Origin of the sequence: Rhizobium sp. N731 (assembly GCF_001664145.1) — a bacterium.
GTDB lineage: Bacteria > Pseudomonadota > Alphaproteobacteria > Rhizobiales > Rhizobiaceae > Rhizobium > Rhizobium esperanzae.
In genome coordinates this window covers 3,868,562-3,880,432 of sequence record NZ_CP013601.1, presented here as the reverse complement: position 1 = coordinate 3,880,432, position 11,871 = coordinate 3,868,562, and the positions used below count along the sequence as shown (strand labels likewise).

Below are 11,871 nucleotides of genomic sequence, written 5' to 3'. Positions count from 1 at the left end.
TTAGCTTTTTTCGGGCAGGTCGTCATCCGGAACCGCTGCCGCCCCTTGCAGATGACGCGCCGTGCAACACCGTCCTGTCCGGCGATGGCGATATCGTCAGGCGTGTCTGTCGAGCGCACGGCGCCCTGTGCTTCCGAAGGTTACGGATATTGTGCGCCGTTCGTCTTGGTATAGATCGAATAGACCGAACGGGTCGCGGTGATGAAGAGCCGGTTCTTCTTCGGGCCGCCGAAGGTGAGATTGGACACTGTCTGCGGCACTTTGATCTTGCCGAGCAACGTGCCGTCGTGTGAGAAGCAATGCACACCATCACCCGCGCTCGTCCAGAGATTGCCGCTGACATCGAAACGAAAGCCGTCGGGATGGCCGGCATCGAGGCTGCAGAAATAACGGCTGTTGGCAAGCTTTCTGCCGTCGACGACATCGAAAACTCTGACATGGCAAGGCACTTCGTGTTTGCCCGAACCGGAATCGGCAATGTAGAGTTTCGTTTCATCAGGTGAGAAGGCAAGGCCGTTCGGCTGGATGAAATCCTCGACGACGGCGTCGATTGCGCCGCTTGCGGGGTCGATCCGGTAGACGTTGCGCGTCGGCTGCTCGGGCTCGGCCTTATGGCCCTCATAGTCCGAGAGGATGCCGTAGGTCGGGTCAGTGAACCAGATCCCGCCGTCCGAATGGACGACAACGTCGTTCGGCGAGTTCAGGCTTTTGCCGTGGTAGCTTTCGGCGAGAACGGTGATGCTGCCGTCGAGTTCCGTCCGGGTGACGCGGCGGCCGCCATGTTCGCAGGAGACCAACCGGCCCTGCCGGTCGCGCGTATTGCCGTTGACATAGTTCGAGGGCGAGCGGAAGACGGAGACCGTTCCATCCGGCGTCCAGCGCATCATGCGTTCGTTCGGGATATCGCTCCAGAGAAGGCAGTTCAGGTCGGAAAACCAGACCGGGCCCTCTGTCCAGCGGCAGCCGGAATAAAGCTCCTCGAGGGCGGCGGTGCCGACAACCAGAGCGGCGAAACGTTCATCGCGGATCTCATAAAGCGGATTGTCAGCCACGCCAGTTCCTCCCTCAATGCTGTCGACCTTCTCCTAACGATAAATCCTCCCAGGTACCAGAGCCCGGCAACGGGAAATGTAAGCTCGGCTTTCTCAGAGAGCGGCGACCGGATGCGGCGAGCCGTCGTAAGCCCCCCAGATCGATTGGTCGAAGCAGATGACGGAGCCGGTCATCAGGCCGGATTCCGCCGATGACAGGTAGGCGCAGGCGCGCGCCACCTCGTGCGGATCGACGAGCCGGCCGAAGGGCTGGTTCGCCGCCGCCTTCTCCAGCCAGTCGGCAGGTGCATCGTGATATTCGCGCTGGATGCGATCCTCGCCTTCGGAGGCCATCCAGCCGATGTTCAGGCCGTTGACGCGGATGCGGTTGCGCAGCAGCGCATAGGCGGTGTTCTTTGTCAGGGTTTCCAGCGCCCCCTTGGAAGCGCAGTAGGCGGCGATGAATGGCTGGCCGGCTTTGGCCGACATCGAGCCGATATTGACGATGGTGCCTTCGATCTTTTCGCGGCGCATGACCTTCACCGTTTCCTGCATCAGGAAAAACGGTGCGCGCACATTGATGGCGAACATGGCGTCGAAGAGTTCGGGGCTGGTGTCGAGGATCGTGCCTCGATCGGTAATGGCGGCGGCATTGACCAGGGCGTCGACACGACCAAAGGTCTGGTCGCAGACGTGCACGACGTGGCTCGCATCCTCGACTTTGGCGAGGTCAGCTTTGACATAGACGACCTTCACGCCGGTCGCAGCCGAAATCTCTGCCGCCTTCGCCTTGCCCTTGGCTTCGTTGCGGCCGCAGATGACGATGCCTTCCGCGCCGCGTTCGGCGAAGAGACGGGCGATGGTTGCGCCCAATCCTTGCGTGCCGCCGGTGACGATGGCGATCTTGCCGTCGAGGCGTCCGTGATCTTTGCTCATGTGGTTGCTCCTTGGTGATGATGTGCGAATGGCCTCCGGCGCGTGCGGGAGGCTCGTATGTCGGTGCCGTGTGGCCCCTCATCCGCCTGCCGGCACCTTCTCCCCGGTGGGGAGAAGAGACAGGTGGCGGCGCCTCGATTCTCCCTTCTCCCCTCGGGGAGAAGGTGCCCGTAGGGCGGATGAGGGGGCTCCGATTTCCACAGTCAACTCAATTTCCTTTGCGCCTGCTCGGCAAGCGCTGCCTTAAAAGTCTCGTCGCTCCAGCCCTCCCTGAGTGCCTCGTGCATCAGCTGTGCCTGCGTTTTCGGCGCCAGCCCGCCGAGCGGCGGGTCGCGGTCGAGATTGGTGGGGAAGGAATAACCTTCGGCGCAGGCGGCGACGGCGTTGGCGATTTCGTCGGGCGAGAGCCGGTATTGCAACGCCTTCAGGGCGGGAAAGAGTCTGGCGCTCATTCTCTCTCGGTTGACGGTCTCCATGGCTCGTCCGAAGGCGGAGGAGACCTGCAGGAGGTTGGCGACGCGCTTGATGTCGGCCGAGCGGTTGGTCCCGGCGGCGTGGAAGAGGGCGGGATTGAAGAAGACGACGTCGCCCTTTTCGAGCGGCAGTTGGACGTGGTTGGCCTCGAAATAATCCCGGAACTCCTGGCGCTTGAGCGAGAGATAACCCGGTACATAGGTCTGGCTGTGCGGCAGGAAGAGTGTAGGACCGCTTTCGAGCGGCATGTCGCAATGGGCGACCGCGCCCTGCAGCGTCAGAACCGGAGAGAGACGGTGCACATGTGCCGGAAATCGCTCGATGACCGCAGATGACTGGAAGCCGAGATGGTAGTCGCGATGGGCTGACTGCGCCGCACCGCCCGGATTGACGCGGTTGACCTGCGCCGTCATCTGGTAGCTCGGTCCGAGCCAGGCCTCGCTTGCCAGCGCGATAATGGCGTTACCGTAATATTCGGCGAAATTTTCCGGATCGGCGAGGCAGTGTTTTTCCAGCGAATTCCAGATGCGGTCGTTGGCGCCGGGCTTGGCGAAATGATCGCCGCCGCCCGTCGAGGTGCGGTGCTGTTCCTCGATGATGGCCTCGAAAATCGCGCTGGCGCGGTCGATGATGCCGGTGTTTTGATATGCGTGTTTGAAAACGACGACACCCGGGCCTTCGCCGAAGGCTTCGCAGATTTCGGCCAGCACGAGGCGTTTGCCTTCGCCGGCTGCCGCCGCCGTTACCTTGCGGCTGTCGTAGATCAGGATGTTTTTCTCGACGGCGGAAGCTGTCGGGTAATCGGCGAGGGCGGTCGTCTTTTGCGCAAGGCGGCGAAAATCGTCGAGGTCGCAGGCGTCTTCGCTGAGCCAGACGCGGTCGGCGCGCAGCTTCTGCGGATTGTCGGTCTTCATATTGGGCTCCTCCCGTTTTCCAATGGCGGCACTATACGCCGGGCTGCAGGATGATATAGATCAGGAATCCATCAAAAAACCATCAGACGGATTTCCGTGGCCCATCCCTTTCTCGTCAAGGACATCGCCTTTCAGGCGGGACTGAGCACTGCCACGGTCGACCGGGTGCTGAACGGCAGACCGGGTGTGCGCCAGCAGACGCAGTTGCGGGTGAAAGCGGCGATCGCGGAGCTGGAGAAGCAGCAGACGGGGGCGACGAGCGGCGGGCGCATATTGGCGATTGATATCGTTATGGAGACGCCTCAGCGTTTCAGCGATGCGGTGCGCACCGCCTTCGAGTCGGAGATGGCGACCTTCCTGCCTGGCGTCTTCCGCTGCCGCTTCCACTTCGCCGAAGTGATGAAGCCGGCCGAGCTGGCGCAGCTTCTCGATCGCATCCGGCTACGCGGCACTGATGGCATCGTGCTCAAGGCGCCTGATGTCGCCGAGATCGCTGCCGCCGTCGCGCGGGCGGATGTGGCCGGCATTCCGGTGGTGACGCTGGTGACCGATCTGCCGAATTCGCTTCGCATCGCCTATGCGGGCGCCGACAACCGGGCGGCGGGAGAGACCGCCGCCTATCTGATCGGCGAATTCCTCGGCCGTGACGGCGGCAAAGTACTGGTGACACTGTCGAGCGGGCGGTTCCGCGGCGAGGAGGAGCGTGAAATCGGTTTTCGCCGCATCATCCGCGCCCATTATCCCGACATCGGCGTCACCGAAATCAGCGAGGGGCACGGCAGCGACAGGGCGACGGGAACACTTGCGGCGGCGGCGCTTGCGGCCGATCCCGCCATCAATGCCGTCTATTCGATTGGCGGCGGCAACCGAGCCGTGCTGGCGGCCTTCGAAGCGGCCGGACGTCCCGTCCGCGTCTTCGTCGCCCACGATCTCGATGCCGACAATCGGGCTTTGCTTGCGGCAGGCCGGATCGGCTTCGTGCTGCATCATGATCTCAGAACCGATGCCCGCTCGGCCTTCAGGGCGATCATGAGCCGGGCACAAGCACCCGGGCGGACCGTTCCCGCTTCGCTTTCTTCCATCGAAATCGTCACGCCCTATAATATGCCTACGGGCGGTTGAACCAATTGACTTCCTTCCACGCTGAGTTCGGGCTACAGCTTGGGCAGAAGCGAAGGTGAGCGCATGGATTACAGCGACGTCAGCACGATTGCGGCCTGGGTTACGGAGCAGGGACTGAAGGGCGCTTCGGAAGCCGAGCTCATGACCGGTTTCTGCGCGGCCTGTCGGGATGCCGGCCTGCCGCTCGACCGCGGCATGGCGTTGATGGATACGCTGCACCCCGTGCATGAAGGCCGCGCCTTCCGCTGGGACAGCGTCGAGGAGATCGAAACCGAGTTCGAGTATGGCCCGACGGGCTCGGGCGAAGCGGCGGCGAGCTGGCAGCGCTCGGCCTTCTACCATCTTTGGTCGGGCAACGAGCGGGAGGTGCGCCGACGCATCGGGTTTGGCGATCCGATCGATTTCACCATGCTGGACAAGATCGCCGAAGCTGGAAACACGGATTTCGTGGCGATGATGCATCGTTTCAGCGAAGCCGGCACGATCGGTGAGATGGATTGCTTCTTTTCGCATTTCGCAACCAAACATCCCGAGGGCTTTTCCGATCACGATCTCGCCATCCTGCGCAAGCTGGTGCCGGTCCTCGGACTGGCGATCAAGTGCATTGCGCTCGGGCGCATCGCCCGCACCATCGCGGAAGTCTATCTCGGCGAGGATGCGGCGCGGCAGGTAATGGAAGGCAAGATCAGCCGCGGTAAATCGGAACGGATCTCGGCCGCGCTGTGGTTTTCCGATCTGTTGAACTACACCAAGATTTCCGATCGCGTGCCGCCGGAGGAAATCATCCCGCTCCTCAACGATTACAGCGAGGTAGCCATCTCGGCGATCCATGAGGCCGGCGGCAATGTGCTGAAGCTGATTGGTGACGGTGTGCTCGCTATCTTCAAGGGCGAGGTGCCGGCCGAAACCTGCCGTGCGGCGCTCGGGGCCGAATCGCTGCTGCGGGAAAAGCTCGCCAAACTGAATGCAGCGCGCGCTGCCGACGGCCGGGCGACGACCGACGTCTATATCGGCCTGCATATCGGCGATGTCTTCTACGGTAATATCGGCAGCCAGGACCGGCTGGACTTCACCGTCATCGGCCCCGCCGTCAACGAGGTCAGCCGGATCGCCTCCATGTGTCGTTCGGTCGACCTCAACCTGCTGATCTCCTCCGATTTCGCCGCGGCCATACCGGCGGAAGCGCGCGCCGCGCTTGCCTGCGTCGGACGTTATGCGTTGCGTGGGGTGCAGCGTGCGCAGGAACTCTATACGCTCGACAGCGCCCGGCTGAATGGCTGAATTCCGCCAAACCTTCGAGCATTACCGCAACAGGCCCTGGCCGCCGTCGATCCAGATCGGCGTACCGGTGATGTGCCGGGCGCGGTCGGAGGCAAGGAAGAGGATGGTTTCGGCAACATCCTCGCTTTTGCCTGCCTTCCCGCCGGCAATCGGGATATCGCCCTGCGGCCAGATGACCGGAACCTCCGTCTCCTCGCGACGGCGGCTATCGGTATTGGCATTGATATTGGTTTCGATCTCGCCGGGGCAGACGGCATTGAGGCGGATGTCGTGGCGGCCGAGTTCCAGGGCAAGCTGCTGGACCATGGCGACTTGGCCGGCCTTGGTTGCGCTGTAGGCGGTGGCGCCCGGCGTGGTGAAGGTGCGGGTGCCGTTGATCGACGAGACGACCACGATCGAACCGCCGCGGCGCTTCAGATGCGGAACTGTCAGGTGCAGGGTCAGATAGGTGCCGCGCAGATTGACGGCGATGGTCTTGTCCCATTCATCTGGTTTCAGATCGTCGATCGGCGCCCAAACTCCGTTGATCCCCGCATTGGCAATGACAATGTCGAGGCCGCCAAAGGTGTCCGTCAGCTTCTTCACCGCGGTTCGCATTTGCGCTTCGTCGCTGGTATCGGCCGTCAGGGCGATCGACTGACCGCCGGCGGCGTTGATTTCGGCGCAAGTCTTTTCGACCTCGTCGGCGGTGCGGCTCAGTGCTGCAACCCTTGCTCCCTCGGCAGCGAGCCTTAACGCGGCCGCTTTGCCGATACCGGAACCGGCACCCGTCACCAATGCGATCTTTCCCTCAAGCTCCATGGCTGCCTCCTTGACCTTCTGCCGATAGGCAATGTTCGGCGCGGCCGTTGGTTCCGGAAGCAGCGGATGGCTGACTATCTCAGGAGCGTTTGCCGCAAAGCCCATCTCTCCGGCCCATGGACGGCGGCGAAGAGCAGGCCGGCGAGGAAGGTGAAGTGATCGACGAAGAAGCCGAATTCGGCCTGGTTCTGTTGCCAATGGGACGGTCCGTGGAAGGCGAAGGCAAGGAAGATCACGTAGATGCCTGCCAGCAGGCTCGCCTCGATGAAGAAGGCGCCCGATATGAAAGCAAGGGCCAAGGCGATCTCGAAAAAGGCTGCGACCCAGGTGAGGAAGGTCGCCATCGGGAAGCCGGCGGCGGCAATGTAGCTCGCCGTGGCGCCGATATCGGCGAATTTGAAGCCGGCGGCCATGAAGAAGATGAAACTGAAGATGATGCGGGCGACGATGATTGCGATTGCTCTGGCCATGGGAACCTCCTCTTGAGCTTCCATTATGACGCAAGAGACGGCTTATATCCTACACTGCGAATGAAAAAGGGCCGCTTGCGCGACCCTTCGCTCTCTCACCACTCGGCAAAGCTGCCATCGGCATGCCGCCAGATCGGGTTGCGCCAGCGATGTCCCTCCCTGGCGCGCTCGATGACATAGGCCTCGTCGACCTCGATGCCGAGGCCCGGCCCCTGCGGGATCGAGACGAAACCGTCAGCATAGTGGAACACCTCCTTGTTGGAGATGTAGTCGAGAATGTCGTTGCCTGTATTGTAATGGATGCCGAGGCTCTGTTCCTGGATGAAGGCATTGTAGCTGACGGCATCGACCTGCAGGCAGGCAGCGAGCGCAATCGGGCCGAGCGGGCAATGCGGTGCGAGCGCCACATCATAGGCTTCGGCCATGGCCGCGATCTTGCGGCATTCGGTGATGCCGCCGGCGTGGGAAAGATCCGGCTGAATGATGTCGACATAGCCGTCCGAAAGGACCTGCTTGAAATCCCAGCGCGAAAAGAGCCGTTCGCCGAGCGCGATCGGTGTCGAGGTATGGTTGACGATATCGCGCAACGCTTCCTTGTTCTCCGACAGCACCGGCTCCTCGATGAACATCAGCTTGTAGGGCTCGAGCTCCTTGGCGAGCACCTTGGCCATCGGCTTGTGCACGCGGCCGTGGAAATCGACGCCGATGCCGGTATGCGGGCCGATCGCCTCACGGATGGCGGCGATGGTCTCGACTGCCCTTTCCACCTTCTCGTTGGTGTCGACGATCTGCATTTCCTCGCAGCCGTTGAGCTTGATCGCCTTGAAGCCGCGGGCGACTACGTCTCTGGCATTGTTGGCGACGTCGGAAGGACGGTCGCCGCCGATCCAGGAATAGACTTTGATGCGGTCGCGGAGCTGGCCGCCGAGCAGGGAATGGATCGGCTGACCGAGCGCCTTGCCCTTGATATCCCAGAGCGCCTGGTCGATGCCGGAGATCGCGCTCATATGGGCCGCGCCGCCGCGATAGAAACCGCCGCGATACATCACCGTCCAATGGTCCTCGATCAGGAAGGGGTTCTTGCCGATCAGGTAATCCGCAAGTTCGTGGACGGCGGCCTCGACGGTCAGCGCGCGGCCCTCGACGACCGGTTCGCCCCAGCCGACGATGCCTTCGTCGGTCTCGACCTTCAGGAACAGCCAGCGCGGCGGAACGATATAGGTGGTGAGTTTGGTGATCTTCATCTTAGGTCTTAATCTCTTCTCGGATTTGCGATGGGACAGCGCGTCCACGGCTTTTCGTGATTGATCATTTCGTCCTGCCGATCGCCTTCTCTGCGGCGGCAAGGTCGCGTACCGCAAGATCGAGCATACGATTAGCGCATTCCCTCGCGCCTGCCTTGTCGCGCATGCGCAAGGCCTCGACCAGCTCGCCATGAACGAGCACCGCATCCTCCCGGTTTTCGACGGCGATGTTGGACGCATGCAGTGCATATTTCAGGGCAGCATGGATGGCGCTGGACAAACGCCGGAACACCTGGTTGTGGCTGGCGGTCAGCAGCACCGTATGAAACATCACGTCGGCGTCGGTGAAGCTTTCCGGATCGCCTGCGCTGTCGCGCATCTGCCGCCAGGCCTTATCGAGATCGGCGATCTCCTGGGCGCCGGCGCGTTCGGCGGCATATTCGGCGGCTGCCGGTTCTATGGTGCGCCGGGCTTCGAGAATGCATCCCAAAAGATCGAAGTCTTTGATGTAAGGCCCCATCCAGTCGAGCACCTCGGCATCCAGTATGTTCCATTCATCCCGATCGCAAACGGTCGTTCCGACCCGCGGCTTGCCACGGACAAGCCCCTTGGATTCCAACACTTTCAGCGATTCGCGAATGACGGTGCGGCTGACTCCGTAGAGTTCGCAGAGGTCGTTCTCGCGCGGCAGCGGCGAGCCCGAGGGATAGCGGTCCGCGCAGATGTCCTGAGCGATGGCCGCCGTCACGTTGCGGCGTACGCGCGGGCGGCGTTCGCTGCCGGAGCTTTCCATTCGGCCTTGTTCCTCAGTCGATTCCAACTTCACCTCTCCGCGCTCTCTCCCAGGCCAGCAACCGAACCTGATTAACCGAATTCGATCCAGTTTGCGACGGGTCCATCCGTCTCTCGCCGCTATCCTATTATTCTAATCATCATACATTGGCAATTGACTGGTATGATGATTTAACATAACTCATTGGGCGCTGCCTGGGAGGCAGTTGCTCGATTTCAGAGTTTTAGGGAGAGAGACATGCGCTTGTTCAAAGCAGCTATTCTGGCTGGCACTTTCGCCATTCTGACAGCCGGCTCGGCATTTTCCGCAGACGTCAAGATCGGTTTCATCGTCAAGCAGCCGGAAGAGCCCTGGTTCCAGGACGAATGGAAATTCGCCGACCAGGCCGCCAAGGAAAAAGGCTTCACCGTCGTCAAGATCGGCGCCGAAGATGGCGAGAAGGTCCAGTCGGCGATCGACAATCTCGGCGCGCAGGGCGCGCAGGGTTTCATCATCTGCACGCCCGACGTCAAGCTCGGTCCCGGCATTGTCGCCAAGGCGGAAGCCAACCAGCTGAAGCTGATGACGGTCGACGACCGCCTCGTCAGCGCCGACGGCAAGCCGCTGGAAGACGTGCCGCACATGGGCATTTCGGCCACCAAGATCGGCGAGGCCGTCGGACAGGCGATCGTCGACGAAATCAAGAAGCGCGGCTGGGACATGAATAACGTCGGCGCGATCCGGGTTTCCTACGATCAGCTGCCGACCGCCGTCGATCGCGTCGAAGGTGCGATCTCGGTCCTGAAGTCTGCCGGGTTCCCGGCCGAGAACATCTATGATGCGCCGCAGGCGAAGACGGATACCGAGGCAGCACTCAACGCGGCCACCACCGTCCTCAACAAGCATGCCGACGTGAAATACTGGGTGGCTTTCGGCCTCAACGACGAAGCCGTTCTCGGCGCCGTCCGCGCTTCGGAATCGGTCGGCATTCCGGCTACCAACGTGATCGGCGTCGGCATCGGCGGCGCGGAATCGGCGATCAATGAGTTCAAGAAGCCGGTCGCGACGGGCTTCTTCGGCACCGTCATCATCTCGCCGAAGCGTCACGGTTATGAAACGGCGCTCAACATGTACGACTGGATCGCCAACGACAAGGAGCCTGAAAAGCTGACGCTGACCTCCGGCTCGCTGGCGCTGCGCGGCGATTACGAGAAGGTCCGCAAGGATCTTGGCATCGAGTGATCATGCTTCCAAAATGATCAACCTCCGGCGGCCGCTCCGCGTGCCGCTGGATCCTTGTCGGCGGAGCGGCGATGGCGTTTCTCGAATTCAAACATATCTCCAAGGGTTATCCCGGCGTGCAGGCGCTGTCGGACGTCTCCTTCGCGGTCGAGAAGGGCGCCGTCCACGGCCTGATGGGTGAGAACGGCGCGGGCAAATCGACGCTGATCCGCGTATTGTCAGGCGATCAGGCCGCCGATGCCGGCAACATTCTCATCGATGGCGAAGAACAGAATTATGCCTCGGTGCGCGACGCATTCCATGCCGGCGTCATCGTCATCCATCAGGAACTGCAGCTCGTTCCGGAGCTGACGGTGGCCGAAAACCTCTGGCTTGGCCGCTTCCCCGGGAAGGGCGGAGTGATTAATGCAAAAACATTGATCGAGACGGTGCGATCGAAACTCGAAGAGATCGGCATCGATGTCGATCCGTCGGCCAAGGTCGCCTCGCTCTCGATAGGGGCGCGGCAGATGGTCGAGATCGCCAAGGCGGTGATGCTCGAGGCGCGGGTGATCGCGCTCGACGAGCCGACCTCCTCGCTTTCCTCGCGCGAAAGCGAAATTCTGTTTTCGCTCATCGACAGGCTGAAGGCGAAGGGAACGGTCATTCTCTACGTCTCGCACCGCCTCGACGAGATTTTTCGGCTTTGCGACAGCCTGACCGTGCTCCGTGACGGCAGGCTTGCCGCCCATCATCCTCGGATCGCCGAGACGACGCGCGAGCAGATCATTGCCGAAATGGTCGGGCGCGAGATCAGCAATGTCTGGGGATGGCGTGAGCGCCCGCTCGGCGGCGTCAGGCTCGAGGTCAAGGGCCTGTCGGGGCCGCGGCTGCGTATGCCAATCAGTTTTTCCGTCCGCCAAGGCGAGATTCTCGGCTTCTTCGGCCTGATCGGCGCCGGCCGCAGCGAGATGGCGCGACTGCTTTACGGCGCCGACAACAGACATCGGGGCGAGGTTACGATCGACGGCGTTGCCGTTTCGCCGAGCAATCCGAAAGCGGCTATCAGCGCCGGCATGGTGCTCTGCCCGGAGGACCGCAAGTTCGACGGCATCGTCCAGGGCCGATCGATCGAAGAGAATATCGCGATCTCGTCGCGCCGGCATTTTTCGCCCTTCGGCATATTGAACCCGAAGAAGGAGGCGGCGCTGGCCGATCAGTTCATTGCCCGGCTGCGGGTGCGCACGCCGTCGCGCAAGCAGGACATCATCAATCTCTCCGGCGGCAACCAGCAGAAAGTCATCCTTGGCCGCTGGCTCTCCGAGCAGGGCATCAAGGTTCTCGTGATCGACGAGCCGACGCGCGGCATCGACGTCGGGGCGAAGTCGGAAATCTATGAAATCCTTTATGAGCTGGCGGCCGGCGGCATGGCGATCGTGGTGATCTCAAGCGAGCTGCCCGAGGTCATGGGCATCTCCGATCGCATCATGGTGATGTGTCAGGGCAGGGTGGCAGCCAATGTCGCCCGCCCGGATTTCGACGAGCGCAGCATCCTGACGGCGGCACTCCCCGACAAGAACGCCGCGGGCATCATTTAAGACTGGG

The 11,871-nt window shown here is 62.0% G+C and carries 11 protein-coding genes; 4 read left to right on the top strand and 7 right to left on the bottom strand.

Features of this window, described 5'->3' with window-relative positions:
• Positions 1 to 140: 140 nt before the first annotated feature.
• The 3 genes from AMK02_RS18800 to AMK02_RS18790 all read right to left on the bottom strand — a co-directional run bounded on the left by AMK02_RS18800 (position 141) and on the right by AMK02_RS18790 (position 3,355).
• Positions 141 to 1,052, bottom strand: coding sequence for an SMP-30/gluconolactonase/LRE family protein (locus tag AMK02_RS18800; RefSeq protein WP_064805147.1), 912 nt, complete (start codon positions 1,050 to 1,052; stop codon positions 141 to 143).
• A gap of 93 nt (positions 1,053 to 1,145) precedes the next feature.
• On the bottom strand, positions 1,146 to 1,967 hold the full coding sequence (locus tag AMK02_RS18795; protein ID WP_064805145.1) for an SDR family oxidoreductase: 822 nt from the start codon (positions 1,965 to 1,967) through the stop codon (positions 1,146 to 1,148).
• 203 nt (positions 1,968 to 2,170) lie between these two features.
• Positions 2,171 to 3,355, bottom strand: a complete 1,185-nt coding sequence (locus AMK02_RS18790) for a phytanoyl-CoA dioxygenase family protein (RefSeq protein WP_064805143.1) — start codon at positions 3,353 to 3,355, stop codon at positions 2,171 to 2,173.
• Positions 3,356 to 3,451: 96 nt separating this feature from the next.
• Between AMK02_RS18790 and AMK02_RS18785 the strand changes: the two genes are divergently transcribed.
• Positions 3,452 to 4,477, top strand: coding sequence for a LacI family DNA-binding transcriptional regulator (locus AMK02_RS18785; RefSeq protein ID WP_064805141.1), 1,026 nt, complete (start codon positions 3,452 to 3,454; stop codon positions 4,475 to 4,477).
• A 63-nt stretch (positions 4,478 to 4,540) separates the two neighbouring features.
• Positions 4,541 to 5,758 carry an adenylate/guanylate cyclase domain-containing protein gene (locus AMK02_RS18780; protein ID WP_064805140.1) on the top strand — a complete coding sequence of 406 codons (1,218 nt, stop codon included), beginning with the start codon at positions 4,541 to 4,543 and terminating at the stop codon, positions 5,756 to 5,758.
• 21 nt (positions 5,759 to 5,779) lie between these two features.
• Here the strand turns inward: AMK02_RS18780 and AMK02_RS18775 are convergent, their stop codons facing one another.
• The 4 genes from AMK02_RS18775 to AMK02_RS18760 form a co-directional block, all read right to left on the bottom strand.
• Positions 5,780 to 6,559 carry an SDR family oxidoreductase gene (locus tag AMK02_RS18775; protein WP_064805138.1) on the bottom strand — a complete coding sequence of 260 codons (780 nt, stop codon included), beginning with the start codon at positions 6,557 to 6,559 and terminating at the stop codon, positions 5,780 to 5,782.
• Positions 6,560 to 6,633: 74 nt separating this feature from the next.
• Positions 6,634 to 7,029 carry a DoxX family protein gene (locus tag AMK02_RS18770; protein ID WP_064805136.1) on the bottom strand — a complete coding sequence of 132 codons (396 nt, stop codon included), beginning with the start codon at positions 7,027 to 7,029 and terminating at the stop codon, positions 6,634 to 6,636.
• 95 nt (positions 7,030 to 7,124) lie between these two features.
• Positions 7,125 to 8,273, bottom strand: a complete 1,149-nt coding sequence (gene dgoD / locus AMK02_RS18765) for a galactonate dehydratase (protein WP_064805134.1) — start codon at positions 8,271 to 8,273, stop codon at positions 7,125 to 7,127.
• Positions 8,274 to 8,337: 64 nt separating this feature from the next.
• On the bottom strand, positions 8,338 to 9,066 hold the full coding sequence (locus AMK02_RS18760; protein ID WP_123876225.1) for a FadR/GntR family transcriptional regulator: 729 nt from the start codon (positions 9,064 to 9,066) through the stop codon (positions 8,338 to 8,340).
• A 237-nt stretch (positions 9,067 to 9,303) separates the two neighbouring features.
• Between AMK02_RS18760 and AMK02_RS18755 the strand changes: the two genes are divergently transcribed.
• A complete protein-coding gene (locus AMK02_RS18755; RefSeq protein ID WP_064805130.1) occupies positions 9,304 to 10,287 on the top strand; it encodes an arabinose ABC transporter substrate-binding protein in 984 nt (327 codons plus the stop codon).
• Positions 10,288 to 10,358: 71 nt separating this feature from the next.
• Complete coding sequence (gene araG / locus AMK02_RS18750) at positions 10,359 to 11,864, top strand: L-arabinose ABC transporter ATP-binding protein AraG (protein ID WP_064805128.1); 1,506 nt, start codon at positions 10,359 to 10,361, stop codon at positions 11,862 to 11,864.
• Positions 11,865 to 11,871 lie beyond the last annotated feature (7 nt).

What these genes read in the sequence shown, in the direction of transcription:
- AMK02_RS18775 (WP_064805138.1), bottom strand. Translation starts at nt 6,559, where the DNA reads ATGGAGCTTGAGGGAAAGATCGCATTGGTGACGGGTGCCGGTTCCGGT.
- AMK02_RS18770 (WP_064805136.1), bottom strand. Translation starts at nt 7,029, where the DNA reads ATGGCCAGAGCAATCGCAATCATCGTCGCCCGCATCATCTTCAGTTTC.
- AMK02_RS18780 (WP_064805140.1), top strand. Translation starts at nt 4,541, where the DNA reads ATGGATTACAGCGACGTCAGCACGATTGCGGCCTGGGTTACGGAGCAG.
- araG (WP_064805128.1), top strand. Translation starts at nt 10,359, where the DNA reads ATGGCGTTTCTCGAATTCAAACATATCTCCAAGGGTTATCCCGGCGTG.
- AMK02_RS18795 (WP_064805145.1), bottom strand. Translation starts at nt 1,967, where the DNA reads ATGAGCAAAGATCACGGACGCCTCGACGGCAAGATCGCCATCGTCACC.
- dgoD (WP_064805134.1), bottom strand. Translation starts at nt 8,273, where the DNA reads ATGAAGATCACCAAACTCACCACCTATATCGTTCCGCCGCGCTGGCTG.
- AMK02_RS18755 (WP_064805130.1), top strand. Translation starts at nt 9,304, where the DNA reads ATGCGCTTGTTCAAAGCAGCTATTCTGGCTGGCACTTTCGCCATTCTG.
- AMK02_RS18760 (WP_123876225.1), bottom strand. Translation starts at nt 9,066, where the DNA reads ATGGAAAGCTCCGGCAGCGAACGCCGCCCGCGCGTACGCCGCAACGTG.
- AMK02_RS18790 (WP_064805143.1), bottom strand. Translation starts at nt 3,355, where the DNA reads ATGAAGACCGACAATCCGCAGAAGCTGCGCGCCGACCGCGTCTGGCTC.